This window comes from Paenibacillus paeoniae, assembly GCF_003388735.1.
GTDB classification, from domain to species: Bacteria; Bacillota; Bacilli; order Paenibacillales; family Paenibacillaceae; genus Pristimantibacillus; species Pristimantibacillus paeoniae.
Genome location: NZ_QUBQ01000001.1, coordinates 356589 through 382592, shown reverse-complemented (window position 1 = coordinate 382592; position 26004 = coordinate 356589). Strand labels below are relative to the sequence as shown.

Sequence of the window (26004 nt, the reverse complement as noted above, 5' to 3'; positions counted from 1 at the left end):
GTCCGCACATATTTTCTATAGGACACGCAAAGCAACGAAAATAAAAATGGCGATGCCAGGAATCATCCCGGCACCGCCATCTTATTTTTGCAGCCATATCAATTTAAAGAGTCTAAATGAGCATTATTTGATTTCAATCGTCTTTACGATATTTTTGTCGCCCTTCACTTGAACGAGTTGTCCGTTCTTCAGCTTGGAAGCATCGCCGATAATGGTGACGTTAGGATCAACGTTATAGATAAGAACGGAATTTTGAGTGCTGTCGGCCGGATTGATCGCGATGGTCGAAAGCTTCGCTTGGGAATTGAAGCCGAGCGTGCTGACAACGCCAAGCTGTGTGAATGCTGTGCTGGCCGGAGCTTTCTCCGTCACTTCGATAAAGACAACTTTGTTCTGATACGTACGCAAGAAAAGCTTATCCCCCGCTTGAAGCGCGCTGACCGGCGACTTCTTGTCGTCGCGGAAGATGAAGACCGTCGGATCGATCGTCAGCGTCAATTCCGTCTTGTCCGGCTTCACCAGTGTAAGCTTGCCGCCCGTAGGCGCAGCCTTCAACTGGCCATGGATCGCTTGTGCATCATGATCCGGCATCTCGCCATCCGTACGATCAAGCAGCGCTGCAAGCTCGGCGCGTGTTACAGGCTGGTTCGGACGGAATGTTTTGTTGCCACGCTTGTCCTCATAGCCGGTAATAATCCCCTTCTGAAGCGCAAGCGCTACGTAACCCACAGATCCCGCTGGAATTTCGTGCGCATCCTTGAAGTCCAGCTTCGTGTTGTTCAGTGCTTTCGCTTCGTTCTCCAGCTTGAGCGCTTTGATCAACAGAATCGTCGACCATAGTCTTGTTGCATGTTGCTCCGGCTGAACTTCTGTGTCTGTCTCGAAGAACAGATCATTCTCAAGCGCTACAGCAACGTAACCGACTGCCCAAGGATATTTTTTCTTCAACTTGTCTGCATCCTTGAAGTGAAGCTCTGTATTCATCTCCGCGGTCGATTCCGCCTTGTCGCGCAATCCCATTAGCCGTACGGCTGCTGTAAGCGTCTCAATGCGGGAAATTTTTTGCTGCGGCTTGAACGTACCATCTTCATAGCCGGTAAATACGCCTTTCGAGGCCAGACGCATAATGTACTCCAACGCCCATTGAAGCTCAGCTTCGTCCTTGAATTGCCATGTTATTTTGTTCTCTTTTTTATGATTATCCTTGTCGTGCTTACCATCTTTGTCTTGCTTATCGTTTTTGCCTTTGCCTTTGTTCTTGTTATGCTCATATTCGGATTTCCACTTGCTGTTGCTGTTAGCATTGTTTTTACCATCAGCGAAAGCGGATGTTGCTCCTGTTGCCAGCATGACCAGCGCCGTAGCTGACAGCACCGTTTTTTTCAACGTTTTCATTTTAGACATAAAAGCCACTCTCCTTTAAGAACGATTGCGGGATATACCGCTTTTTACCTTCGCCCATACCTTTCGGAGGGACGCGTTCGTTTAAAGGGGGTGGCTTTTTAAAAAAATATTTTTATTCTGGGTTTGAGGTCGACTGACGCTTCTCCTTCAACCACTTCGGAGCGCCCTTGTCTTTGGCTTCCCGTTTCCTGACCGCCTTGCTCTTCGCAGGCTTCGCCTCAGGCTTGTCCTTCGCTCGCGCAGGCTTCTTCGGAGCTTGGCTAGCAGCAGCTCCGCTGCTCGCACGGGAGCGTGGCGCTGTCTCTTCGCCTCTTGCCGGAGCTGTCGCTCGGGAGCGCGGAGCCGTTTCTTCGCCTCTTCCCGATGTTGCCGGCTTCGCCGAAACAGATGCCTGCGCCGACTTGCTGCCTTGCTCGCCCGATGGCTTGCCAGGCCGCTCTGCGGACGGCTTAGAGCGATTGCCCGCTCTTGCTTCTTCTCTAGCCAGTCGCTCCATCTTCGGTCTCGTCGCTTCGCGCAGCTCCTCCTCAGACAGCAGTTCGCCACGGTACATGGCCCGTTCCTTCAGATCGACGCCGAGCTGCTTGCGGAATTTCTCCATGATGAAGAGCTCATGCGGCGTGACGATTGTAATGACCGTGCCGCTGCGTCCCATTCTGCCTGTCCGGCCCGCACGATGGACATAGTGATCAGCATCAACAGCAGGGTCAAGCTGAAGGACGAGCGGAAGACCTTCAATATCCAGGCCGCGCGCCGCCACGTCAGTTGCCAGCAGCAGCTGGCAGCGGCCGTCGCGGAACCGCTCAAGCGTCGCCGCTCTGCGCTGCTTGTCGGAATCGCCGTAGAGCATCTCGACATTGAAGCCTTCATAGCTCAGCTTGGATTCCCAGTTTGCAATTCCATTGGTGTCATTCAGGAATAATAGCGCCGAAGACGGATTAAGCAATCGGATAAGCCTTCTTGCCGTATCCGTCTTGTCTCGCTTATCGCTGATGACATAATAGTTCTCGATCGTCTGGGAAACCCGGTGCTCCGGCGTCAACTGGATGCGCTGCGTGCCTCTCATCCAACGGCCTTCAAACCGTGACATAATATCAGGATAAGTTGCTGAGAAAAATGCCGTCTGCCGCTCTTTGCCCATACTGAACAATACGGCCTCCACTTCCTTCGTCGAGCCGAGCTGGAACACTTGATCCGCCTCGTCGATGACGACATGCCGCACATCGCTTAGCTTCAACTTGCGATTTTTCAGCAATTCATTCATCCGGCCTGGTGTTCCAATGACCAGTTGCGGATGGAGCTTCAGCTTCTCAACCTGGCGCTTCATCGCTGCCCCGCCGATCAACTGTTGTACGCGAACGCCTATCGGCTCCGCATAAGTCTGTGCGACACGAACAATCTGCATGGCAAGCTCCTGCGTCGGCGATAGAATAACAGCCTGAATCGCTCCAGACTCCGTGTTAATATGCTGCAGCAGCGGCAGCAGGAAGGCAAGCGTCTTGCCTGTTCCGGTTTGCGATCTCGCAGAAACGTCATGTCCGGCCAGCATAGCCGGAATCGTCTCCGCCTGCACGGAGGTCGGCTCATTGATGCCGTTTTTGACCAATTCTTTTATTAATGCTTCTTGAATCCCTAGATCGTTCCAGGTTTTTCCGCTCATTGTTATACCTCGCTTATCTTCTTTAACCCTGTCGTTATCTTATTTCTTGTTGAACAGTCCGCCGAACAGCTTATCCGCTATTCTCGGGAACAATCCGTAGAGCTTAATGCCGATGGACGCCGTACGCGGCAGATCCAGCTCGGCGGTTCGTTTCTCCATGACGCGCACGATGGCACGGGAGACATACTCCGGCTTCATCATGAACCAGCTTACATTTTTCACATAAGAGCCGGAAGGGTCGGCCAGTGCAAAAAACTCCGTGTCAATCGGCCCAGGATTAATGGCCGACACATGAATGCCTTGCGGCCTGAGCTCCATACGGAGTGAATTCGTAAAGCCGAGAACAGCGTGTTTGGTCGCCGAATAGCTGGTCGACTTGGAGGAGCCGATTTTGCCTGCCATCGAGGCCACATTTACGATATGTCCCTGGCCGCGTTTCTGCATATGAGGCAGTACCGCCTTAACACATCGTACAATGCCCATATAGTTGGTATCCATCATCGCCTCGAACCGCTCGACAGGCATAGACGTAATCGTCTCGAATTGGCCATACCCGGCATTGTTCAACAAGATATCGATTTTACCGTACTTTGCGATGACCGCATTGACCGTGTTCTCTACATCTTGTGTCTTCGTTACATCCATGACGTAATAGGCGCATTCACCTTTAATAGAGGCCGCATGCTTCTTCAGCCTCTCAATATTTCGGCCGGTCAATACCGGTATCGCTCCCCGGTCCGCAAGCATCAAAGCGATGATAGCGCCTATTCCGCTGGAAGCGCCCGAGATGAGTACGATCTTATCTTTCAACATGCAGCATCACCCATCCCTCAGTGTACTCCATATCAAGCCCTCTAAGCAAAAAAAAGCTCCAAATTAGGAGCTTCTTCTGTATTTAAGAGGCAATAAGCACTTGAATATCCAGTTCACCGATTCCGTCCATAATTAGGGGAACCGTCAGTGCTTTCGTAGCATTGAATCCGGCTGCCTGGGCTGATTGAATCAGCTTCGGCGGCGTAATATCCACTCTTACACCCTGATTGTACAAGATCGTGCTGGCATTGCCGCTAATCATATTGCCCAGTTCGGAGATCGCGCTGCGTCCCATCTCATCAATCTCGGAAATCGCATATCCGCCCATCATCGCCGAAACCATCTTCAGAGCCACCTGTTCACTAAGTCCGAATACAATATCACCGTTCATTTGTCCGTTTAATCCTATTTGTATCCAAATATAGTTTTCTACGAACTTAATGTCCTTGACTCCGAGCTGCCCTGTAGCAGGCTTAATCTGCACAAGTTGCTCAATTACGATTTTTGCTGACTCAAGAAACGGATTTATATATTCTGCCTTCATAAAGAGGATGCGCTCCTTTTTCGACAAAATTCGCTATTTGTCTATTTTGCCACTATTATACTTGAATTAATAGGACAAGTATACTAGTAATGCTGCATATCGATCTTTAGACCTACAAAAAAATGAAGAGTTAATCTAGTCTAAACGGCTTTCTCTTGGGTCTTTTTCCGGAAATGTATTCTAATCAGCCTAAGTCTTTCGTATAGCATTTCAACCGGCTTCCCGGACTGTGCGGCGGCAGTTTCGCCGTATACGTGCTGGAGCACGGGCTTCAAATATCGGTCCCCGATCGATGCCATCGCCTCCATGATCTGCTCCTGCTCCTCCTCGGGAACCGTGTCCAGCTCCCGCTGAATTAGACCGTCTACATCATACCCTTCCTGCTCCAGCAGCTCGATTCGCATGAGAAGCTCCCTGCGCGGCAGCTTCAGCTCGGACTGCAATTCATCCAATCCGCCCGACTGCTGCAGCAAGTCCAGTATGCGGCGTTTTTGCTGCTGGCGATCCATTATGCCCTTATACTTGTTCTCCTTCTGCTTATACAACCACGCTGTATAATGTTCCTCATCCAAATTGTCCGCCACCCAATCCAGAGGAAATGAAGTCGCCCGCTCCACTCCGGCGGTCAAGCCGATGACCGCTTCTCCGTAAGCTTCCTGCTTGCTCTTGCCCCAGCCGGGCAATTGCTTCAACTCGTCGAGGTTATGCGGGACATATGCGCTAATCATCCATAACATACGGTTCGAAGCGACCAAATACGCCGATCGCTTCTCTGCAGCCGCCGTCTTGCGCCGCCACTCTCTTAGCTCATTGAACAAGGTTTCATCGGCGTTCAGCTCTCCGTAACATTGCAGCATGGACGGCAGACTGCCGCCGGAAGCGCGTCCGCTCTCCAGCATGCCCTCGATAATCGGAACATAGCCGGCCCCCATCATTTTAGCCACACCGTAACGGAAGGCCGCCAGCAGCTCCTCCCATGACGTCCCCTCAAACCAGCGATGCGGCTCGTTCTTGCCGCCCTCGTCAGCGCCTGCGCCCGCTTCCAGCCAGAGCACTCTCCACAGACCTCCATCCTCGCATATGGAAAGTTGAGCGACATCGACTCGTCCTCCCTCTACCGGTTTCTCAAACGTGTTCAAAAATACGATTTGCATCCTTCATCTCACCTTTCGTCAAGTTATATGGCGAATGCAAGAACGAACGCCCCGTCTTCAGACATGCAAAAAAAAAAGCACCCCTTCCGCAAAGGCAGAAGAGGTGCTTCCTCACACGTTCCATAATTCGATTTCCATTATTCTAACATATTACGGAACATTAGGCAAGACTCTCCTGTAACAGGCTATACACTTCCTTATCTTTTGCCTCGCATTCAGGTATAATAATCTCAAAACCGATGCGGAGGATTACGCCTATGGATTTGCCTCAATACGACTTTATGTCGGATACGACAGAGGATACAACGACGAGATTCACTACTTTTATTACGCCAAGCTTAAAAAGATTCGATCTGGCCGTCACCTCGACAAACCGTTTCTACGGCAAAAAATTGATTACCGACCTGCAGTCGGGCAAAACAGCTATTATCGGGCCGGACGATCTGGAAGAGGAAGGCTATCTGGAGCATACGTTCAAGCTGACCGAGGAAGAAGCCGGGGAGCTGGCCCAATTTCTCTACTTCGTGGTTGGCACGGTGAATTTTACCGACTAATCTCGGCAAACCTAGGGTGGCAAACAACTACAAGTCAGGAGGGCTTGCCATTGGATCGGTTTGATTCGGAACAGCGCGACGCATATGAGGATTTAGATACGGTGGAGTCTCACCAAAATGATCTTGCTCTCGAGGAATTTCCGGAAGGGCCTTACAGTTCGGATCTGATTAGCGAGTCACTGGGCAAAAGCACCCCATGGAGCACGGGTCAGCGGTCTTCGCCACGATTCGGTTACGAGAACCAGGAGCTGCACGCCGGACTCCCTCGCCGTTATCCTGGCGAAGACGATAACGCGTCCATCCCCGAAGTACAGGACGAACCATAAGCTCTGCCGATATGAACAACGCCCTTAACGGCCAAATGGCTATTAAGGGCGTTGTTCATATTTCATGAAGCGTAATCTCGCTTCTGACCATAAAACGTGCATTTATGCCAGCTTGACCAATCCCTTTGGAAATATAATAAGAGCCGCCGTTCGGGGTATGATGCAGCCCTTTATAGATCCCTTTGGCAGGCAACGCTCCTTTCTGCACGAAAGAGAAAAAAAAGGGAACGTTCATCTGCTTCCCGTGCAGATGCCCGGATAATAAATAATCGAAGCGCATCTGCAGCACAGGCACGATATTGGGATCATGGGTAATGACGATTACGGGCTTCTTTCCGCTGTCGCTTACCCCCCTATAGGCTTCCTGTATCCGGCTGTGGCCGGTTCCATAATTATCGATCCCTACCAAGTAGAAATCCGGCAGCTCCACCGATTTGTTGCGAAGCACAGCTACGCCATGCCGCTCCATCACATCGATTATTCTTTTGGCATCGGGAAAGTTATGATCGTGATTGCCAAGCACGGCATAGACAGGGACGCCGGCTGCTGCGATTACACCTATATAACGATCCAGCGCAGGCAAACAGCTTGCCTTGAATGTGTAGTCGCCGGTTAGAAAGATATAGTCCGGGTTGGATTTATGGATCGCTTCTTGGAGCTTCTGGGACGATATTCGTAGCATATCTACATGCAAGTCGCTAATTTGCAGGATACGGGCGCCGATGTCAAGCGAGTGCCGCACCTGCTCGATCTTGAGCCAGCGGGTAGGAACGATCAAGGCGATATAGAGCAAGGCGGCCGCAGCCGCAGCGATAGCGAGCCATTCCAACAGCAGATTCATAGCGGCTCTCCTCTCACCTCATCTTATAACGATATAAGATTCAGTATAGAGAATTTGCAGCTACATTGCTACTGGCTGCTTGCTTCCGAGCAAGCTTCGGAACATGCCGCCCTGTTCCTCCGCGAGCGTCTTGAACTCACCCGCTTGCACGACACGGCCATCGTCCACCACAATAACATGATCCGCATTTTGAATCGTTGTATAGCGATGGGCAATGACGATAATCGTCAGCTTGCCTCTCAGCCGCTCCAAGGCACTTTGAATTTTGGATTCGTTCAAGCTGTCCAGCGCACTCGTCGCTTCGTCTAGAATGAGAATGGAGGGTCCCCGCAGTATCGCTCGCGCGAGTACAAGACGCTGCCGCTCCCCGCCGGAGAGCAGGACGCCGCGATCCCCAATGACGGTATCCAGTCCCTGAGGCAACCCGCGGACAAATTCGATCGCCGACGAAAATTCCATCGCCTCCCACATCTGCTCCTCAGTCGCATCCGGATCGATCGACAGCAAATTGTCACGGATGCTGGCATGATACAGGAACGAATCCTGCGGAACATAGCTGATCGATCGCCGAAGTCTCGTCACTTGCTCCGGCTGAAGCAGCTTGCCGTCTACGGCTACCACTCCCCGCTCGGGCTCAATTAATCCCAGCAGCATATCAACGATTGTGCTTTTGCCTGCACCGGACTTGCCTACAATGGCCGTCATCCCGTTCACAGGAATACGGAGACTGACATCATGCAGCGTATAGTCCGGACTGTTGCGATCGTAGCGGAAGAAAATCTCCTTCAGCTCCAGCGCCTCGTTCATTGGCAAGGGAAGGAGCTTCTCTCCGAACGTTTCTTCCCCTCGTACGCCCCGCTCCCTCTCCGCCTTGCATTCAAGCTGAAGCTCCATTAGCGCCCTGAAGGCGGGAATGGAAGAGGCAAGCTGCTCCAGATTGGATTGAATGCCGGTAAATCGGGGCCACAGTCTCGCGAACAATAGCGTGATCAGCAGCATCTGTCCACCTTGCGTATCGAATAAGGTAACTGCGGCAAAGATGAACACTGCAATCAAGAGAGCCGAAGCCCATTTATAGAACAGCTGCGAATTGTTCCGCACCTTGGAGTATTCGTATCGTTCGCGCTCGATCTTCACCGACCAATCTTGCAGCCAGCGATAGCGGGACCCCTCGAGCGAGTTGCTTTTGATTTCTTTCATTCCATTAAAATGATCGGTGATGCCTGCCAAATAACTCTGGGCCAATTCGACGGTAACAGCTCCCAGTTGTTTCGACTTTCGGATATAACGCCGTGACAGCCAGCCGATCAGCAAGCCGCAGCCCAATATAAACAGCGTTAAAGGCCAGGACAGCCATAAAGCCAGCCCGATCTGAATGAGTGTAAACGTAATGGAAGCTATCATTTGCAGAAACAAAAATGCGCCGTTCGTTACTCTTCCCAACTCGCCTGTCAACGCATTGATCAAGTCCGACTTTCGTTTTCGCACAAAAAAAGTCCAGTTCGCCTGCAGCAGCAGCCGGTACGTTTCCAGCCGCACATGATTAATGAAACCTGTATGTATGCGTACTTCCCTCAGCGATAAATTTCGTTGCAGCAAGCTCTGGGCCGCCACCAATGCAACGTAAAAACATAAAATCATCGCGAGCGACTGACTGAGGGGCATCTCCTGCAGGAAGGACAGAAAGCCTGTGCCTGGAATGGATGCCGTACTTGCCGGTATAATCCCGATGACGCTGATCAGCGGCAACAGCAACAGGACTGCCGCACCGTCCAGCAATCCGATAAACAACATGCCGATGAGATTGAAATATAAGATCTTACCTGAATACCGATGGAGTTGTCCTGCAAAATAAAACAGCTGTTTCATACCTTCATCGCCCTCCGGCCCTTGAATGCCATGCTTCGGGCAAACTTGCCTGTCACAGTAAATAAGTTCATCTCTTCCGCCCCGGTAATATACCACGGTCCGCTACGAAGCCAGGCATGAGCAATCATGCCACCCGTTTCGTTTTTGGCGGTTCCCAGATATAAAGTGCTTTCGATTCCGCGTCTCTCCAGCATTTTGAGACCTGCAACGGCGCGAACGAGACATTTGCTCTCCCAGAAGGTATGCCCGCTCATCAACTTAAGCGCTTGGCGGATTCGAGCCAGTTCCTTGCGCCTCGTTTCGTTCTCCTCATATCCCGTCTCCTTCATGGGCTCTCCCAGTCGGGCAGCAAGGCCTGGGAACGGACGGTACAGCAGCTGATATCTTGCCCATCCCATATAGAAGGTCGCTTCCACGAGCAACGCAATGGTTCGGATATCGTAGGACATTAGCAGCTTTAGCTTCCTTATGATCGACATGAATTCACCAGCCTTACATGCCGAATTGGACTAGCCGTTCTTCGGAAAGATGCGTCAGGAACGAAAACACTTGTTCCTCGCAAGTTGTCCGGTCAATCTCGTATTCATCCATCAACGTGTTGACCATGGAACCGATTGTCTCGGGATGCGCCATCATATCCCAGATGCGTCCGCCGATTGCGCCCAGATTGTAGTACTTTCCGTTATCAATGCTGAGAAGCACTTTCTCGCCATTCATATCGCTGGCGATGTTGTTGTTGTTCTGCACGGCAATCAGATTCAGCGATAACGCTTGATGGTCAGGCCGGCTGATCAATTCCCCTCTATAATCCATGGTCTGTTCCCTCCGTCGATATCGTATTCAAGATCAGATCGGCTAATTGCGGCGCAGTGAACGCGGATTCGCCACGGCGCAGCCGATAAATATTCAGCCTTGAGGCCAGCGCTGCCGATTGCTCGAAATGCCATTTCATCAAGTTCATCCGCTCGATCAACTGATACCGGTACGTATGCCTGAACAAGAGAGGCAGACGCTCCAGCTTGCCCGCGGGTTCCAATTCAATTCCGTCAAGCTCTGTCGTCCTCGTCAGCTCGAAGACGCCTCCCAGCGGCAAGGACGTTCCATGGAAGCTATCCGTAAGCGGTACGCAATATTTGGTCTCTCTGCCGAAGATCGAGCGCAACGCTTCATGGCTCTGACCCATCGCCTCCAGACTATTCTGCCATAGCTTCTGCTGAGGGTAGGATGGCGCTACGATGGGCTGTCCCGTGAGCGAATCGTGCGACACGGCGATTACATCATCGCTCAGCAGCCGGAAGCCTTTCTCGATCAGGGCAGAAGCAAGCGTTGATTTGCCCGCTCCGGATTGCCCCACGATGGCATAAGCTTTGCCGTTAATGGCCAGCGCACTGCCATGGAGCGGATAGATGCCCCGCTGGAGCAGTAAGATGCCAAAGCAAGTACCCAGCACGTAGAGACGAATTAAATCTTCATCTGCGCCAGCATAAGGCGATACGATGATTTTGTCGCCGTCCTGCACACGGAATACACCGGCGTCAGGCATTTTCACCGACACCATTCCGTCCTCGGCAATAAAATCATATGGCTCCGCATCAAAGCCGTTTTTCAGGAACGAATTAACCTTGACCGTAATATCTGCCTTTGCAGTGTCGCTTTCTGCTGCAGACAGCTCCGGCAGCAGCATGTCGCTGTGGACGGAAAAGCCAAAGGCCTTATATTGCAGTTTCACTTTTGTATCAAACACGTTTTGCTCACCCCACAAATGGAATCGGCAAGTTCCTATACAATCGTTGTATAAGAACTTGCCCAGTCGCCACTGCATCGCTGCTATTAGCTTGTAAACCGAGGGTTTTCATTGTTGCTTCCTGGTACATACGCTTCATCAGTAAAAGGACCATTGTGAGTCGAAGCTTCAGTCAGATTAACCTGAAGAACTTCCAGTTCCGGCTTGTTCCATTCTTTTTTTGCCATCATCATTCGTCACCTCCTTTCAAGCTGTTTTCTGTAGAAAACGATACAGGATAATCAGATACATCGCGGCATTCACATCTCTGCCATATGCGTCCTCCGAGCGTACGCCCTCCTTAAGCGCGGCCAGTACGCCTCGTATGACGTTGCCGTCCACAAGCTCCAGCATCCTCTCATCCCGGCTGAGCTGCTGCAGCTCTCCGTAGAAGGACTGCCAGTTCGGCAGGATGCGATGAAGCCAATCCGCGCCCTGCACGCCTCTTACCGTCTCGTTCAACCGGATGGAGTCCGGCAGCACGCCGATCGTCGCTCGTCTTACAAGCGCTCGCGACATGCCTTGCTTCACATATTGATCCTCCGGCAGCGACAAACAGTATCGGATGACGCGCAAGTCGTTAGTGGGGTCCCGCTTCCACAGCTTGTAGCGCTGCGACAGCTTGGCCGCAAGCGTATTGCTTGCATTCCAGTGGAACAGCTCCCGGAAGTGGTTTTTTTTATGCGCGTAGACATCACCGCCCTCGAGCCACCCTGAATCACCGATTCCATGCTTCCGCAATTGTTGATATACACCGGTTCTGCGGGCAAAATCGGGATGAATCATCGTATGGAACGGATTCACCGCCCCCTTAGTGCGCCCCAGAAACGGGAAGGCTTCCCGGCTAACCGCACCAAGCAAATATTTTCTGCCCGAGCCGATTGCGTAGCTGCGAAGCCTCAATTCCTCCGACAGCGTGATCCAGCGCATCCGCTTGAGCAGCTTTGCGTAATAGGGAATGGCATCTCCCCACGAGATGGAGAGGTTCCCCCTCCCTCCATTAAGAAGCACTCCGATCCCACGGTCGCTCGCTTCCTTGAAGATTCCCTTGAGCCAAAATGAATTGCTATAAAATTTATATGGCATTTCCATTACATTCAACATGTCGTCCATGTCTGAATATGGGTCCAGTCCTTCGAAGTCCAGACAATGGGACTGAATACCCCCGATATGTGCTACTGTCTTCTCAATATAGGGGCGTTCGTTCGGCATGTACCATTTCGATGTATAATCGACAAAGTCGCTCACCGGCACATAACTGAATGTCTGCAGCGTCCGGTTCTCTTTCCGAAGCCGCCTGGCCGCGAATCCTGCAACAGCACCGGAATCCAATCCGCCGCTTAATTGGGCGCCCACACCATGCCTTGTCCTCACTCTGGCGTCCACCGCCTCTTGAAATACATCGCGGAACGCCTCCACATACTCGCCATCAGATTTAAGCTTCAGCTTCCCGGGAGAATCAAGTACGCAGTAACGGGACAGGCTCAGCTTGCCATCCTTCAGAACAAAGTAATGCGCGGGCGGGATTTGTCGAATGTCCTCGTATACCGTCTGCTCCGTATTCACGACATCGACAACGGTCGAGATGGCCAAATATTGAGCGAGCCACTGCTCGTTTAGCGATCGGGTTACGCCTGGCAGCTTCATCAGCGGCTCCATCATGGAGCAGAATCGAAACTGCAAGCCATCCCAGTTATAGTAGAGCATTCTGCCGCCGGAGAAATCCCTTGCTCCATAGAGCCTATCGTTACGCTCATCCCAGAGGACAAATGCAAAGTCCCCTATCAACCGGGCGGCAGTCTCTATCCCCCATTTGTCGTAAGCCAGAAGTATGAGTTCCTGATCGCTTATAGTGGATCTGTCCCCACGATGAACGCCGACCTTGTCGAACAGTTCCTCTCGATTGTCGATTATCGCGTCGGCAACAATCGTCAACCGGCGTTCCCCATCATAGAACGGGTTAGGCACACCGACGGATTCCGGCGTAATCCAGTGACTCTGCGCGGCCATAAAGGTAAGTCTGTCTTCCCAAGCCAGCACATGATCAGCAGGCTGATCGGCCCATGCCTGCAACATGCGGCTGCCATGCTCTCTCAGCCGTGTCATCCCGATATCTCCGTGTACTCCCGCAATCGCGCTCATGTCTGCCTCCGAAAATGCTGGTATCGTTCACTTTAACGAACAAGCTCTCTATTAATCTCCCCCTGCATCCCGCAGGAATGAAGTTCTTTATTAAGAACACAATCTCATATTATCTCGGAATCATTCGGGTGTCAACCGTATTTTTCGCCCTTTTTTGTTCTTTTCGCAATCTTTTTGTTCGCTATTAAAAACAATAGCAACCTTTCACTTCATTGGGAAATATTGAATGAAGAACGCTTATTCTGTTATGAAATATCGAATATGTACGACAAATGGAACATAATCACTTTCGTATTTCAATATATTTCGATATAATAAAAAAAAATGCATATAAGCATTAACGGAGGAGTTTGCTATGATCGGACAACGCATTCAAGTGCTTCGCAAACGGAAGGGCCTTTCGTTAACAGAGCTCTCACAGCGCGCAGGGGTCGCAAAGTCTTATTTGAGTTCCATTGAACGTGGTCTTCAGCAAAACCCTTCCATACAGTTTCTTGAAAAAATAGGCGAGGTATTAAACGTGCCGGTCGAGGAATTTGTAAACAGCGACCAATCTGAGCGCCCTGAAGGGCTAGATCGGGATTGGGAGGCTTTAGTTAGAGAAGCTATGAATTCAGGGGTAAGCAAAGAACAATTCAAAGAATTTCTGGAGTTTAATAAATGGAAATCAGGCCGTGAATAGCGCTGTATAACGTTATACAGCGCTCTCCTGCATAATGGATTGCCCTTCTTCTTGAAGGATACGCAGAACCTTGCTCACTTCTTCCGTCGTGAGCCCTTTCGCGCGCGCGCATAACATGAGCTCTACCCACTCCGCATCCAGTTCCTGCTGGTTGTCCGATGTTACTCGTCTCATCCTTAATATCCCCCATTTCATTGGGGCCGGTTGCACCACTGACTCCATGCGTTTAAGGTGCCCAGATACTAAACGCATTTCAACGTCGCCCTCATTCCGATTTCATTACCACAAGACGTATATTAGCCTAATTCAATTGCACATGCTGTCGGTTCATGTCTCCATATTTTGAGATATTGTTTCTCAATTTGTCGAAATTTTTAGAATGATATTTTTGCAATCGCATACATCACAATTTTTTTTGGCAGACTCCTCTGATAGTCCCTTTTCCCCAATCTGGACAAATAATTAATGTCTCCATTTTGAATGGCATGAATGTAGCGTTCTGGGAAATAAGCTGCTGTCCTCTCGTCTCCGGCGCACTCCAGAACAGCCGGATGAGCGCAATATTCGCTGATTGCGGACCTCCGCTCCCCCTCCGGCAGCCGGCTTGAAAACAGATTGCGCAAACAAGTACGGAGCGTATTCAGCAGCATCACTCTAATTCCGAAGTAATGAGAGTAGGACTGATGCCGGTAATGAGACTCGACAACCTCCTTCTGGATGAGAAACCCGTTCACCATATCGTGAAATAAATGCGGCATATAGCGGCTCGTAGCTCCGCCCGCACGATAGTAGTATAGAATATCGGGAATAATCATGACCGACTGCGCCTTCAAAAACATCTCCAGGTTTAAAAAAAGGTCATCGCCAAAAAAACGGATACGTGAAGCATAAAGACCGCTGGACAGCAGAAGCTCTCGCTTGTAGAGCTTGCCGTGCAGCTGCGGCGGGAACGGATGTCCATGCAGAAAGGCAGGGACAAGCTCGCTGCGGATCTCATCAGCTTCATACAGCCTTTTTTGTTTGAAGTATCGGCTATCGTTGCTCCTTCTGGGCCATGCTGTTTCGTTCATTACTTTGTACATATTGCACACCGTAATGTCCGCGCTATGGACTAGTGCTGCGGTCATCAAATGATCCAGCAGCCGCTGATCGCCCCAGTCATCTGCATCCATATACAGGATATATGGAGCCTTGGACAGCTCCAGCCCGCGCCTGCGAGCCAATACGCTGCCCGAGTGGTGTTGTCTCTCATATAGGATTCGGCTGTCTAATTGCGCATATTGCATGCACAGGGCATCGCTGCCATCGCTTGAACCGTCGTCAATGAGCAGCAAGTTCCACTCCTGATAGGTCTGCTTCCGGATCGATCTGATGCAGGCATGCAGCTTTAGCCCTGGGTTATAGACGGGCACCACGATATCGACCTTGCTCACAGGCTGCACCTCGCCGCAGATAGTTGATTAATAAGACATAAACGTTGCATAGCGGCCCGGACGCAGTCCTACAACCGCTGAGCGATAGGCTCTTGCATCCGATAGCCTCTTGGATTCATCGATTGCCAGCGCCAGGCATCCCTGCACATGTCCTCGATGCCTCTGGCTGCTTCCCAGCCCAGTTCTCGACCTGCTTTGGATGCCTCCGCATAGCAAATTCCGATATCCCCCGTTCTTCTGGCAATCACCCGGTAAGGTATCGCTCTCCCTGAGGCACGCTTGAACGCTTCGATCATTTCAAGCACGCTATACCCTCTGCCCGTGCCAAGATTGTAGGTATGGATACCTCTGGAACGTTCGATTTTGCCCAGCGCCTTCAGATGTCCAATCGCCAAATCAACGACATGAATATAATCCCGGACACCCGTACCATCAATCGTCTCATAGTCGCTTCCGTAGACAGATACTTCGGGAAGTCTTCCGACGGCAACCTGGGCAATGTAGGGCATCAAATTATTTGGCACACCGCTTGGATCTTCCCCGATCCGACCGCTTTCATGCGCGCCTACGGGATTGAAATAACGTAAGATCGCCACGCTCCAGTCGGGATTCGACTCCGCCAGATCCACAAGCATCTGCTCAATCATTTGCTTCGTCCGTCCGTATGGATTAATAGCGCCAATCGGGGCCTGCTCATCGATCGGCACTTGCTCCGGCACGCCATAGACCGTTGCGGAGGAGCTGAAAATGAGCTTTCTGACGGCGTTGTCCTCCATAACCTCGCACAGCGTCGTCGTGCTCATCAGGTTGGAATGATAATACCTGAGAGGCTGCTTCACGGATTCGCCTACCGCTTTCAAGCCCGCAAAATGAATGACTGCTTCAATTCCGTGTTCTTTGAACACATGATCGAGCGAATCACGGTCAAGCAAATCAATAAAGTAGGAGGGGAATGTCTTGTTCGTAATGTCCGATACTCTCTTCAGCGCCTCCGGATGGCTGTTCGATAAATTATCAACAACAACGATGTCATAACCGGCATTGAGCAGTTCGACACAAGTATGACTGCCGATGTAACCGGCTCCGCCCGTGATGAGAATGGCCATGCTCCATCTCCTCCGCAATTTTCTAATGAGAACATTTCGTTCTTTATAAAGAACATTGTAGCAGATCATTGCCGTTTTGTCTCTAATAACGAACAAAAGATTACGATTATCGTCTAAAACAAGAGATAACGGCAGCAGCACATTCTATAAAACGCACATTCATTCTCCGGCATTCTATCATATGAATAACAGAGAACCCCTCTTAATCATCAAGAGAAAGGAGAGATGTATGCATGGCTTCAAATAATAACGGTTACATCGATGTGAACGGACAATCGTTCCTCGTATACAACGATACGGATATCCAGAATAGACTGGATTCTATCATTGACCCCGACACAGGCCAGATCAGACCATCGGCCATCCCGGACAACATCGGCCAGACGCCCGGCCCAACAGGACCGACCGGGCCGGCTGGATTGCAAGGGACTGCTGGCGCTGATGGGGCTCAAGGGCCGGCTGGATTGCAGGGCAATACTGGCCCCGCCGGAGTTCAAGGGACGGTTGGATTGCAAGGCAATACTGGCCCCGCCGGAGTTCAAGGGACGGCTGGATTGCAGGGCAATACTGGCCCCGCCGGAGTTCAAGGGCCGGTTGGATTGCAAGGCAATGTAGGAGCTGCCGGGGCTCAAGGTCCGGCAGGGCCAGCGGGTCAAGCAGGACCACAAGGACCGGTCGGCCCGCAAGGACTCGCCGGTCCCGCTGGCGCTGCCGGACCCAAGGGCGATACCGGCTCTGCAGGACCACAGGGACCGCCAGGGCCGCCAGGATCAGGATCGGGAGGTGAAGCTGCGTCCTATCAGATTGAGCTTGCAAGATGGGGCATTTCAACCGGACTGCCGCCGAAACCTTATACCGACCAGCATTACATCATGGCCGACAAAAACATCGATGGCTTGAACAATGCCATTCAATGGGCTTACGATAACGGCTATCGTTACGTATATGTTCCGAAGAGCGAATACGCGATTTGCTTCCCCAAAAGCATCACCATTGCCCAAAGCCACATGACCATAGACTTTGAAGGCTCCACCCTCAAGGTGCTGTACGATTCCGACCGCAGATCGCCGTTCGATACACGCGCGGGCACAACAGCCTATTATCAGTTCCCCGTCCAAAGCGGCATCAGCATCCAGCTTCCAGGGGTTACCGATTCCCATATCAAAAACCTGATTCTCATTGGCGACAAGGCGGAGCGCAGCTTTGCGAATGCAGCCGAAGCAGCACATGAGGGCACCTACGGCATTCATATTACAAAAGGCTCCTCCTTCTGCTCAGTCCGCAACAGCATCATTAGCAGCTATATGGGCGACGGCATCTCCATCGACAGCGTGTCCTTCTACGATTATGCCGAATTTGCTCTAGGCCTTACCGTCAACGAAGTGCATCGCCAGACAGGCGCACTCATCCAGGCGAACGGCAAGACGCTTGTATCGCAGCCCATTAATATTCCGGCAGGCTATGACAGCTTCCTCGTTGCCGGAGCCGGATATACCCGTCAGACCGCCTTGAATACAAAGGAAGTTGACGTCGCCTATTATGGTGCCAATAACATCTATCTCGGACGCTATGACGCCAAAAAAATTTACACGCCAATCTCCATTCCCCCCGGCGCCCGAACCTTACGCTTCATCTTCAACAATGAGACTTCCACAACCAAAAACATGCAAATTACGCTGAAATTCGGACTAACTCCTCATCACAATCTGATTGAATTCAATGAAGTCTTTAACACACACAGAGGCGGCATTACGCTCGGCGGCAATTATAATACGATTCAGAACAATATCATTCGCGACGGAACGGGACTGCTCGACCGCAAGCCTGTCTTCAACGACCCGACTCGGTATGGCATTAATCAGGAGGATTCCTACGGCGAAAATTGCGTCATTCGCAACAATGTGTTCTACAACCTGTACCACGGCATTCTGGTCGGATGCTGGTCGGTCGAAGTTCACAACAATCATCTGTACAATTTGTCAGGCATCGGCATCAACCTGTATTCGCTGCAAGTTGCGAACGTAAGGGAAAATTTCCTGCATCGCTGCCAAGCCGGTGTCGGTCTTATGAACGCCCATCTTCCCAACGCGCATGTCAATATCGAAAACAATACGATGGTAAGCATCGCCAACACAAGCATGGCGGGCACAGGCTACGATGTGAACTTCCGCAACAATACGCTCATCGATTCCGCGAACTTCTCCTTGCTAGACGATGACCGGTTCATTTGCCGCGAAAATCATTTCATCTGGACCGAAAACTTCACCGGTACACCGTTTGTTGTCGCGAACCGGATAGAGAGCTGCTCCTTTGAAGGCGTTGGGATTCAGCGAGAGCTGTACCTGCGCGCCTATGAAGTCATCGGGTCGATCATGACGAACGTCAACATCCGTATTGAGACGCGCTATCAGACAACGACTGCGGAGAATGTGCTATTCCGGGATTGCAAATTCAGGAACAGCCTGCTGAACAATCATATATTTGGCATGAAGCAGCGAACAGCGCGATTCCACTCGTGCAAGCTGACGGATTCCATTCTCAAAATCGGCAACATTAACACGCCTGGCGAATCTCCGATTATGCGGCTTGAACAATGTGAATTTACGATCCGTACGGCTGCTTCTCTCTTCCAAAGCGAGTTCAATACCGGCTATGGCTGGATTGAGGTTGTGGATTCCCGAATTGGAATCGCCAATAGCGGCTTTGCCTATTTCCTGACCAATAATTTCAATGTCGCCGGAACAACTAGCGTCTATCTGAAACGTTCGACGATTAACTATACAGGCGCTGGGCGACTGAATCTGCAGTTTTACAATCCCGCGAACAGCAAGGCGATCCGAACCTTCGGCAATATCCGCAACGTCTATTCGCAAATCAATTTGCCGGTGCCGGATGGCGCAATCTATTTAAACTATGATCCTAATATCGAAGGACTAAGTCCTCCTGTACACGGCTATTGGTTCCGAGGCGATCTGTACGGCAATGCTGCTCCTGTCTCAGGCGGATATGCTGGCTGGATATGCGTCACGGAAGGATACGCTGCAACCTTAGCCTGGTCGACGTCTACAGCCAAGACCAAAGGCGACCGCATTCAGTCGGGGAGCTATGTGTACGAAGCGCTCAACACCGGTACAACAAGCGCTGCGGCTCCAGTATGGCCAGGCGTCATAGGGGCTACCGTCGTAGACGGAAGCGTTACCTGGCAAAGGATCGGTCCGCTTGCGGGCTTCAAGCCTTACGGCCTGATTGCCCCCTAATATCAAAAAAGGTCATTCGCCGGGAGCCCCCATAACGAATGGCCTTTATTTCTCTTCCGTACGCAGCAATCGTGAAGGAACAAGGCGCTTGAAAGGATTAAGCTTGGATGCAAACGACGCCGCGATGCGGGCCAGATAAGCGAACTCTTTCGTTTTGAAGAACACTAGTACATAGATCAGATTGACCACCACGAGTACGATCACGCCATTGGCGATAAGGGCCAGCAGGGAATGTGCGGGAAGCAGACTGCTTATAGCGTACGAGGCTCCAAGAGCGCCCGTGCCCAGCAACGTATACAGCAGATAGGTCCAGTAATAATGAAAGACGGAGCGCTTAAATACTTTTTTGTATACCAAATATGGCGTTGTCCAGAAGGGCACAAGAAGAGCGCTGAGCAATCCGCCTACGAATACCCCAACCAGCCCGATTTGCTGTACGAGCCATAGGGACAGCCCTAGGTTGATGACAGCCTGAACTAGCGGCGCAAAGCGGTCCTCATGGAAAATCCCCGCCGTCGTCTTTACCGAGGTAATCGTATTGCGCATGCCACGTTCATAGAACATGAGGACGAGCAAAGCCAGGATAAGCTCGCTCATGCCGAAGTCCGGCCCGAGCCATAACAGAATTAGCGGCTGAATGAGCAAATACATGCCAATCGACAACAGTGAATACAGCCAGAAGCTTAGCAGCAGCATCACTTTATAGACATCGAAAATTTTGGCGGCGGATTCGACGGCTACCATATTGCCTACGCTGTGGTTCATCCCGGCGAACACCTGATTGAGAAAGGTACGGCTTATGTCGATCAGCATTTTATAGTTGGCATAGATGCCGACCGCTATAATGCTGACAAAGGTCGAGATCAGAATGCTTTCGATGCCGAAAATAAAGTAATTGCCTACATTTTGAATGAATATTGCCTTCATGTTTTTCATGAAGTTCGCTCTCGTCTCCGGGTCCAGAATATCAGCTTTGCCGAAGCGGAGGAACGGATATTTTTTGTCCACGATACGCGCCAGAATGATCGACGTCGCTATGGTGATGATGCTGTCCACTGCCAGATACAGCAAATAATTTTCCGTGTAGAACAAAATAGCAATGCGTATACTCGTCGAAATAATGGCGGATATCGAAAATACGATCGTGACAATATAGTTTTTCTGATTCACATTGAGATAGGAATGCTTGTATACGAATAGATAAGGCACAGCTGTATTCAACAGGAAGATCAAATACACCCATTCCAGATGCTTGACATCGGCATCCTGCACGATAATGTCCAGAAAAGGCATCACGCTAAGCCCCAGCAGCAGCACAATAATGGCAATGACCCGGTACGTATTGCGGTAGAGCTTCATAAGCGCCAGCACCTTAAGCCTGTTTCGCTCCGCCACCGGTTTGTACAAGTTATAAATAATGCTGGAGCCGATGCCCGCTTCCGCCAGGGAAAGCATGGCCAGTACGCTTGTAAACAGCGCATTTACGCCCAAATATTCGATGCCGAGGCTGTTAATAAATACCGTTCTCGACACGAAACTAAGGATTGTAATAATAAGCTGATTCACCAGGCCTGCCGAGATGTTCAAGAAGCTGCTCTTTACTCTCATGGCTTGCTCCACTCACGCTGCCCTTCAGCCGTGCGTAGCTCCGACCCTCTATCTATCGACTGCCCGTATCGCTGACCGAGCCGAATCGCAAAGCCCTGCGTGAACGGCAAGATGCCGAACAACGTGGAATATACTCCGATATCCTTCGTATCGCCTTGAGAAAATTCTACGGCACCGTCTCTTCGCGTTACACTCCGCAAATAATCCATAGCCTTCTCCACAGCCTTCATGGCAGGCGCAGACAATCCCTCCACCTCGGAAGCCAAGATAAGAAACCAGGCCAGCGTAACGGTGGCCGAGGAGTCCGGGCGGCTTTCCTTCCGTGTGACGGTCCAATTCCAGCTTCCCCCCGGCTGCTGCAGCTTTATAACCGCTTCTGCGAATGCCTTTACGACATGTCTCAGCTCACGTTTATAGACATGATTGCTTGGCAATTCGCTCCACATATCAATCAGTCCAATGGCAAACCAGCCAAGCCCGCGTCCCCAACCAATCAGCCCGAGGGGCGCATGATTCCCGATATCGTAGGCATGTGCTGGGATGCCGAGCCCTTCGTGGAAGCCATGCTTCGCAAATGCCCGCACTTGCTTCATCGCCAGCTCCAGGCTAGACGTATCCCCGAACTTCATTCCATAGGCAATGAGGAACGGACAAATAAATCCGATCGTATCGACGTATCGATAGTCACGCATCGCATGCCGATAGCGGACCGTCCCGTCTTCTCCCACATGATCTTCAATAAGCCGTCTGATGGCGTCAAGCGCCGGGCGATACCGCCCCGCCTGAACGCCTGGAATTTTCATAACAGCATAGGCCAGGATCGCAGAATCAACATGGCGTGGCGTATGCTTCCAGTCGCCCTTGTCAGTAAAGGTAGCGGACAGAAAGTGCTCGATGCTGCGTTTCACTCCGCTTTCCTCGGGCAGCTCCGAAAGCCCCAGCAGCAACGAGGCCCGCTGCCAATCCTGCAGTGCTGAAGCCGAATATCGGCCCTGCATCCGCTCAATAACTGTCAGTCTTGTCTGATCGGTTACTTTGGCGACGGGCGTACGGTTCAACCATTTCGCCCCTCTGTCTACAATAGCTGCATGCCAGAGTGCGTGCTGATCCTGTCTACCTATATGAATACGTTTGAACCAAGTGTTCAACAGCGGGACCAGATCATGCAGCGACAAGACCGCTATACTAATCATTAGAATCAATGCAACAATCCAACCTGCCGATAGGAGCTCCATATGTTCAATTCGCCTCCAACCATTCTCCATCGTGTACGAGCTCATACAGCTTGCGTACCTCTTGTTCCGTTCCCAATGCTTCTTCAGCCAGTCTTACGGCAAAAGCTTCACGCAACTCCGGATGCTCGATTAACCGCTTAATTCCAGCGGCGATCGCATGAGGCTGCATCTCTACCACAAGGCCGTTCTGACCATGCTCAATCTGATCGGCCACTGTCGTGAAAGCAGTCGCCACGATCGGCTTGCCCATAATTTTCGCCTCGTCGATGGCAATCGACTTCCCTTCATATCGTGACGGCTGGACGACAATGTCAGCCAGCTTCAGATAAGGGTAAGGATTATCGACAGCCCCTATCAGCCGTATATGCCCCTGAAGCTCATAGCGCTCAATCAGCGATGTCAGCGCTTCGCGCTCTTCCCTGCTGCCCTCCCCAAGTACCGTCCAGTCTATCTCTATACCCATATCCCGGAGCAGTCTGGCCGCTTCGATAGCAAGATCAATTCCCTTCACAGGATGCAATCGGGCAATGGTCAGCAAACGTACGGCACTGCCCCGCTCGGCAGGTAGCTCGTCTTGGGCCAGCCTGCGAATGATCGCAGGAGACACGACGTTATGGATGACCTTGACCTTGGTCTTAAACTCCTCGAATGCATCCTTAACGGAGGAGCCGCATTCCTCCGACACGGTCACAATATGATCCAGCCGGTTGAAATACGGCTCATCCAGTCGCCGATCCATGCCCATATTCTCATAATTGGTATGAATCCAGCCGATTTTGCGCCGGGCCTTCACCTTGTCGATGACATAATAGATCGGCGTCTTCTCCAGAAAGCCAATCGCAGCGTCGTAGTGGCCGTCCAGCCGCTTGAACGTTCGTACAATATGTCGCCACGCCAGTTGCTCTCTTCGTGCCGCATTACCTTCCGTACGCATAACCAGTCCCAAATACAAACGGGGCAACAGGGAACGGAAAGCGCCTCTTCGAACGCATTTCGCAATAGCGGAGCCGATCGGCATATCGTAATAATGATAGTCTGCGGGCGGCTGCAGAAGCTTCACCCTCTTCGGAACATGCTTCAGGAACATGCCTTCGCGCTTGAAGAGGAGCAGGTCAACCTCGAACCGGTCATAGTCGATCACTTGCAAGAGCGAGACAAGCGCTTTCTCCGCGCCGCCGCAATCCAAGTGATTCATAACGAACAGCAATTTCGGCTTCATGAATCAGCCTCCTACCAGCTTATAGAGCTTATGAATCTCTTCTTCCGTTCCAAGCTTCTCCTTCGACAGCTCCTTCGCAAGATGTCCCGCAAGCTCCGGCTCGTCGACCAGCCGGGCAATTGCCGTTGCGATGCTTTCGGAGTCCATGGAAGCGATGATTCCGTTCGCCCCATCCCGAATCTGATCCTTCGCCGTCGAGAAATTCGTCACGACGATTGGCTTATGCATAATTTTTGCTTCATCAATGGCAATGGACTTGCCTTCGAACCGGGATGGCTGCACGTAAATATCGCATTGCCGCGTATAAGGATACGGATTGGCTCTCAGACCGAGCAGGATGAATCGCTCCTCCAAGCCGTGTCTCCGAATCAGCTCCTGCAGCGCTTCCCGCTCCTCCCCTTCCCCGATAATAAACCAACGGATGTTATATCCGTTCGCCACGAGCTTGGCGCAAGCTTCTACTGCTAGGGGCAAGCCCTTCTGCACATGAAGCCTCCCGATTGTGAGCAGAATGGTCTCACCCTTCCGCCGTCCATATACATCGCCGGCTTGCTGCTCGCCCAATCGGTTAATTATGGTCGGGGACACGATATTGTAGATCGTGCTGATCTTGCGATCATACTCTGGGAAGCGGCGCTTCAATATGTCCTCGCATTCCTCAGACACGGTAACAATATGATCCAGCTTCCCGAAGTACGGCTTATCGAACTTGGGGTCCATCTCCAGCTTGTCGTAATCGATATGAATCCAGCCGATCCGTTTGTCCGCTCTCACCTTATCGACGCAGAAATAGGTAGAAGACTTCTCCAGAAATCCGATGGCCACATCGTATTGCTGCTCCAGCGTATCCAGTGCACGGGCCATATACTTCCAGCTATGCTGCTCGGTAACGGAGCTTCCGCTGCGGTATTTGTTCCGCAGGGTATAGCGGAGACGGCTATACGCCAATCGGAAATGACCGGATGACCACAACGTCCTCACCGACTGGAGAAGCGGAAGCGTAAACGCGTCAAACAAGGACTGCGAATCCAGCAGCCTTACTTCCTTCGGCAGCGCATCCAGAAAGATCCCTTCCCGGTTGAACAGGAACAGATCAACCTCGTAACGGTCAAAATCGATATGCGAGAGCATGGTGACAAGACTCTTCTCCCCGCCCCCCGCGGCTAGACTGGGCATCACAAACAGCAGCTTCTTCTTCATAGTCACCTCACGCCAATTCGGCCAAATATTGAACAGCCCGATGCGACAGCCCTTGAAGTCGCGGCACAGACTGATGCAGCGCAGCTCTTAGTGCTGCCTCATCCCTCACCATCTCATCGAACGCCCCTTTCAGCTTGGCGCCGCTTGAGATATCTTGTATGCCAAGCACCAGCTTTTCCTCGCCGAACAGGTCCTTTGAGATGCCTTTCGACTTAACGCTATAACCCAGCACCAGTGTCGGTACAGCGTTGGAATACGCCGCAATGGTCGCATGGGTCCGCGCCCCGATAAAAAACCGCATTCTCGCAATGTATCCCTTATACTGAATCGCATTCAGATGATCCGGCAGCAGCAACACTCTTCTCGTATCCTTGTATTCCTCGTAATACGATTGCAGCACTTCGTAGTCATTGTTGCCCTCCTGCATCACATGAGGCGTTAAGGCGATCGTCATATCGGTGGAATCCAGCATATGCCGGATCAACTCATGAACGGCCTCTTTGGACTGCTGATTTCTCTTCCAAACGAGCGGACTGAAATTAAGGCCGACCGTATTGCCTTCCTGCCAGCCCTCCGGCAGCGCAAGCTCTTCCTTCTCCATCGTAAATGCCGGATCCGCAACCAGTCTGACATTCGTCAGCCCTTTCGACTTCAGCATCTCGTACGTCAGCGTCTCGCGAGCTAGAATCAGATCATAGCCGCCAAGATCCTGAAGCTTCGCCGGCGACATATCTTCCTCGCCAATGGAGCAGCCCCACAGGACAAGCTTCTTCCCTTGGCGCTTCACCCTGCGGTTCACCTCATACCAGCCTGGCTGCTCGCCGTAGCAATAATTGTCTCCTCCGATCGAGAGGCAGACATCCATCCCGTCGATGTGCTTTATGATATTGTCGTGAATTTTCCCCAGCGCATAGGATTCATCCTGGAACAGTTTGTTTCTAACTGATGAGACCAGCCAGTCGTAGGTGTACTTGCGCAGCGGAGACGGCGAGCCGTCGTACACATCGTCCAGCTTTGTAATGGTTTGATCGGTATGCGGGTTGTCGGACAGCAGATACACCTGCGCTCCGCCGATGCCTTCTTTAATAATCGAAGCCGAAGAGCGAACGATCGCTTCGCAGCCGCGATTCATGCTGCCCCCATGGCCGTACATCATAATCTTCATGATGGAATA

The 26004-nt window shown here is 51.5% G+C and carries 24 protein-coding genes and 1 riboswitch; of the genes, 4 read left to right on the top strand and 20 right to left on the bottom strand.

Annotated features, from left to right (window positions below; all coding sequences use genetic code 11):
* Nucleotides 1-123 precede the first annotated feature (123 nt).
* From DX130_RS01770 to DX130_RS01750, 5 genes are all read right to left on the bottom strand, one after another.
* Entirely contained in the window at nt 124-1404 is a 1281-nt protein-coding gene (locus tag DX130_RS01770; RefSeq protein ID WP_240644125.1) for an S-layer homology domain-containing protein, read from the bottom strand.
* A 112-nt stretch (nt 1405-1516) separates the two neighbouring features.
* Nucleotides 1517-3064: a DEAD/DEAH box helicase gene (locus DX130_RS01765; RefSeq protein WP_116042343.1), complete on the bottom strand. Its 1548-nt coding sequence runs from the start codon at nt 3062-3064 to the stop codon at nt 1517-1519.
* Nucleotides 3065-3103: 39 nt separating this feature from the next.
* A complete protein-coding gene (locus DX130_RS01760) occupies nt 3104-3877 on the bottom strand; it encodes an SDR family NAD(P)-dependent oxidoreductase (RefSeq protein WP_116042341.1) in 774 nt (257 codons plus the stop codon).
* An 82-nt stretch (nt 3878-3959) separates the two neighbouring features.
* Entirely contained in the window at nt 3960-4421 is a 462-nt protein-coding gene (locus DX130_RS01755; protein ID WP_116042340.1) for a chemotaxis protein CheX, read from the bottom strand.
* Between the two features lie 140 nt (nt 4422-4561).
* Nucleotides 4562-5575, bottom strand: coding sequence for an HRDC domain-containing protein (locus tag DX130_RS01750; RefSeq protein WP_116042338.1), 1014 nt, complete (start codon nt 5573-5575; stop codon nt 4562-4564).
* A gap of 257 nt (nt 5576-5832) precedes the next feature.
* Here DX130_RS01750 and DX130_RS01745 point away from each other — a divergent pair, with 257 nt between their 5' ends.
* On the top strand, nt 5833-6129 hold the full coding sequence (locus DX130_RS01745; protein WP_206098753.1) for a DUF3055 domain-containing protein: 297 nt from the start codon (nt 5833-5835) through the stop codon (nt 6127-6129).
* Between the two features lie 50 nt (nt 6130-6179).
* Nucleotides 6180-6455 (top strand): hypothetical protein, encoded by a 276-nt coding sequence (locus tag DX130_RS01740; RefSeq protein ID WP_116042337.1) that lies wholly within the window; start codon nt 6180-6182, stop codon nt 6453-6455.
* Between the two features lie 55 nt (nt 6456-6510).
* Here the strand turns inward: DX130_RS01740 and DX130_RS01735 are convergent, their stop codons facing one another.
* The 7 genes from DX130_RS01735 to DX130_RS01705 form a co-directional block, all read right to left on the bottom strand.
* A complete protein-coding gene (locus tag DX130_RS01735) occupies nt 6511-7296 on the bottom strand; it encodes a metallophosphoesterase (protein ID WP_116042335.1) in 786 nt (261 codons plus the stop codon).
* Between the two features lie 60 nt (nt 7297-7356).
* A complete protein-coding gene (locus DX130_RS01730; RefSeq protein ID WP_116042333.1) occupies nt 7357-9165 on the bottom strand; it encodes an ABC transporter ATP-binding protein in 1809 nt (602 codons plus the stop codon).
* Complete coding sequence (locus DX130_RS01725) at nt 9162-9644, bottom strand: lasso peptide biosynthesis B2 protein (RefSeq protein ID WP_116042332.1); 483 nt, start codon at nt 9642-9644, stop codon at nt 9162-9164. The genes DX130_RS01730 and DX130_RS01725 overlap by 4 nt, the downstream gene beginning before the upstream one ends.
* Nucleotides 9645-9657: 13 nt before the next feature.
* A complete protein-coding gene (locus DX130_RS01720) occupies nt 9658-9978 on the bottom strand; it encodes a lasso peptide biosynthesis PqqD family chaperone (RefSeq protein ID WP_116042330.1) in 321 nt (106 codons plus the stop codon).
* Nucleotides 9968-10909 (bottom strand): aldolase, encoded by a 942-nt coding sequence (locus DX130_RS01715; RefSeq protein ID WP_240644108.1) that lies wholly within the window; start codon nt 10907-10909, stop codon nt 9968-9970. The genes DX130_RS01720 and DX130_RS01715 overlap by 11 nt, the downstream gene beginning before the upstream one ends.
* Before the next feature lie 86 nt (nt 10910-10995).
* Nucleotides 10996-11142, bottom strand: a complete 147-nt coding sequence (locus DX130_RS01710) for a paeninodin family lasso peptide (RefSeq protein WP_116042327.1) — start codon at nt 11140-11142, stop codon at nt 10996-10998.
* Between the two features lie 13 nt (nt 11143-11155).
* A complete protein-coding gene (locus DX130_RS01705) occupies nt 11156-13090 on the bottom strand; it encodes an asparagine synthase-related protein (RefSeq protein WP_116042325.1) in 1935 nt (644 codons plus the stop codon).
* A gap of 355 nt (nt 13091-13445) precedes the next feature.
* Between DX130_RS01705 and DX130_RS01700 the strand changes: the two genes are divergently transcribed.
* Nucleotides 13446-13772 carry a helix-turn-helix domain-containing protein gene (locus DX130_RS01700; protein WP_116042324.1) on the top strand — a complete coding sequence of 109 codons (327 nt, stop codon included), beginning with the start codon at nt 13446-13448 and terminating at the stop codon, nt 13770-13772.
* A 12-nt stretch (nt 13773-13784) separates the two neighbouring features.
* On the opposite strand, the gene DX130_RS26310 is transcribed toward DX130_RS01700, so the two are convergent.
* The 3 genes from DX130_RS26310 to galE form a co-directional block, all read right to left on the bottom strand.
* Nucleotides 13785-13946: a hypothetical protein gene (locus DX130_RS26310; RefSeq protein WP_165861121.1), complete on the bottom strand. Its 162-nt coding sequence runs from the start codon at nt 13944-13946 to the stop codon at nt 13785-13787.
* 15 nt (nt 13947-13961) lie between these two features.
* A riboswitch (cyclic di-GMP riboswitch) is annotated at nt 13962-14045 on the bottom strand.
* Nucleotides 14046-14146: 101 nt separating this feature from the next.
* On the bottom strand, nt 14147-15205 hold the full coding sequence (locus DX130_RS01695; RefSeq protein WP_165861120.1) for a glycosyltransferase family 2 protein: 1059 nt from the start codon (nt 15203-15205) through the stop codon (nt 14147-14149).
* Between the two features lie 68 nt (nt 15206-15273).
* Entirely contained in the window at nt 15274-16311 is a 1038-nt protein-coding gene (galE, locus tag DX130_RS01690; protein ID WP_116042321.1) for a UDP-glucose 4-epimerase GalE, read from the bottom strand.
* A gap of 233 nt (nt 16312-16544) precedes the next feature.
* Between galE and DX130_RS01685 the strand changes: the two genes are divergently transcribed.
* Nucleotides 16545-19568: a right-handed parallel beta-helix repeat-containing protein gene (locus DX130_RS01685; RefSeq protein WP_116042319.1), complete on the top strand. Its 3024-nt coding sequence runs from the start codon at nt 16545-16547 to the stop codon at nt 19566-19568.
* Nucleotides 19569-19613: 45 nt separating this feature from the next.
* On the opposite strand, the gene DX130_RS01680 is transcribed toward DX130_RS01685, so the two are convergent.
* The 5 genes from DX130_RS01680 to DX130_RS01660 are packed head-to-tail and all read right to left on the bottom strand — an operon-like array spanning nt 19614 to nt 25995.
* Entirely contained in the window at nt 19614-21176 is a 1563-nt protein-coding gene (locus tag DX130_RS01680; protein WP_116045653.1) for a lipopolysaccharide biosynthesis protein, read from the bottom strand.
* Nucleotides 21173-22441, bottom strand: a complete 1269-nt coding sequence (locus DX130_RS01675) for a glycoside hydrolase family 88 protein (protein WP_240644102.1) — start codon at nt 22439-22441, stop codon at nt 21173-21175. Before DX130_RS01675 ends, DX130_RS01680 begins: the two co-directional genes overlap by 4 nt.
* Nucleotides 22416-23630 carry a glycosyltransferase gene (locus DX130_RS01670; protein ID WP_116042316.1) on the bottom strand — a complete coding sequence of 405 codons (1215 nt, stop codon included), beginning with the start codon at nt 23628-23630 and terminating at the stop codon, nt 22416-22418. Before DX130_RS01670 ends, DX130_RS01675 begins: the two co-directional genes overlap by 26 nt.
* A 3-nt stretch (nt 23631-23633) precedes the next feature.
* On the bottom strand, nt 23634-24830 hold the full coding sequence (locus DX130_RS01665) for a glycosyltransferase (protein WP_116042315.1): 1197 nt from the start codon (nt 24828-24830) through the stop codon (nt 23634-23636).
* Nucleotides 24831-24837: 7 nt separating this feature from the next.
* The gene (locus DX130_RS01660; protein WP_116042313.1) at nt 24838-25995 is read right to left on the bottom strand and encodes a polysaccharide pyruvyl transferase family protein; all 1158 of its coding nucleotides are present in this window, start codon (nt 25993-25995) and stop codon (nt 24838-24840) included.
* Nucleotides 25996-26004 lie beyond the last annotated feature (9 nt).

Excerpts from the sequence above, each read along its gene's own strand:
- DX130_RS01770 (WP_240644125.1), bottom strand. The coding sequence starts at position 1,404 with ATGTCTAAAATGAAAACGTTGAAAAAAACGGTGCTGTCAGCTACGGCG.
- DX130_RS01765 (WP_116042343.1), bottom strand. The coding sequence starts at position 3,064 with ATGAGCGGAAAAACCTGGAACGATCTAGGGATTCAAGAAGCATTAATA.
- DX130_RS01760 (WP_116042341.1), bottom strand. The coding sequence starts at position 3,877 with ATGTTGAAAGATAAGATCGTACTCATCTCGGGCGCTTCCAGCGGAATA.
- DX130_RS01755 (WP_116042340.1), bottom strand. The coding sequence starts at position 4,421 with ATGAAGGCAGAATATATAAATCCGTTTCTTGAGTCAGCAAAAATCGTA.
- DX130_RS01750 (WP_116042338.1), bottom strand. The coding sequence starts at position 5,575 with ATGCAAATCGTATTTTTGAACACGTTTGAGAAACCGGTAGAGGGAGGA.
- DX130_RS01745 (WP_206098753.1), top strand. The coding sequence starts at position 5,833 with ATGGATTTGCCTCAATACGACTTTATGTCGGATACGACAGAGGATACA.
- DX130_RS01735 (WP_116042335.1), bottom strand. The coding sequence starts at position 7,296 with ATGAATCTGCTGTTGGAATGGCTCGCTATCGCTGCGGCTGCGGCCGCC.
- DX130_RS01730 (WP_116042333.1), bottom strand. The coding sequence starts at position 9,165 with ATGAAACAGCTGTTTTATTTTGCAGGACAACTCCATCGGTATTCAGGT.
- DX130_RS01725 (WP_116042332.1), bottom strand. The coding sequence starts at position 9,644 with ATGTCGATCATAAGGAAGCTAAAGCTGCTAATGTCCTACGATATCCGA.
- DX130_RS01720 (WP_116042330.1), bottom strand. The coding sequence starts at position 9,978 with ATGGATTATAGAGGGGAATTGATCAGCCGGCCTGACCATCAAGCGTTA.
- DX130_RS01710 (WP_116042327.1), bottom strand. The coding sequence starts at position 11,142 with ATGATGATGGCAAAAAAAGAATGGAACAAGCCGGAACTGGAAGTTCTT.
- DX130_RS01705 (WP_116042325.1), bottom strand. The coding sequence starts at position 13,090 with ATGAGCGCGATTGCGGGAGTACACGGAGATATCGGGATGACACGGCTG.
- DX130_RS01700 (WP_116042324.1), top strand. The coding sequence starts at position 13,446 with ATGATCGGACAACGCATTCAAGTGCTTCGCAAACGGAAGGGCCTTTCG.
- DX130_RS26310 (WP_165861121.1), bottom strand. The coding sequence starts at position 13,946 with ATGAGACGAGTAACATCGGACAACCAGCAGGAACTGGATGCGGAGTGG.
- galE (WP_116042321.1), bottom strand. The coding sequence starts at position 16,311 with ATGGCCATTCTCATCACGGGCGGAGCCGGTTACATCGGCAGTCATACT.
- DX130_RS01685 (WP_116042319.1), top strand. The coding sequence starts at position 16,545 with ATGGCTTCAAATAATAACGGTTACATCGATGTGAACGGACAATCGTTC.
- DX130_RS01680 (WP_116045653.1), bottom strand. The coding sequence starts at position 21,176 with ATGAGAGTAAAGAGCAGCTTCTTGAACATCTCGGCAGGCCTGGTGAAT.
- DX130_RS01675 (WP_240644102.1), bottom strand. The coding sequence starts at position 22,441 with ATGGAGAATGGTTGGAGGCGAATTGAACATATGGAGCTCCTATCGGCA.
- DX130_RS01670 (WP_116042316.1), bottom strand. The coding sequence starts at position 23,630 with ATGAAGCCGAAATTGCTGTTCGTTATGAATCACTTGGATTGCGGCGGC.
- DX130_RS01665 (WP_116042315.1), bottom strand. The coding sequence starts at position 24,830 with ATGAAGAAGAAGCTGCTGTTTGTGATGCCCAGTCTAGCCGCGGGGGGC.
- DX130_RS01660 (WP_116042313.1), bottom strand. The coding sequence starts at position 25,995 with ATGAAGATTATGATGTACGGCCATGGGGGCAGCATGAATCGCGGCTGC.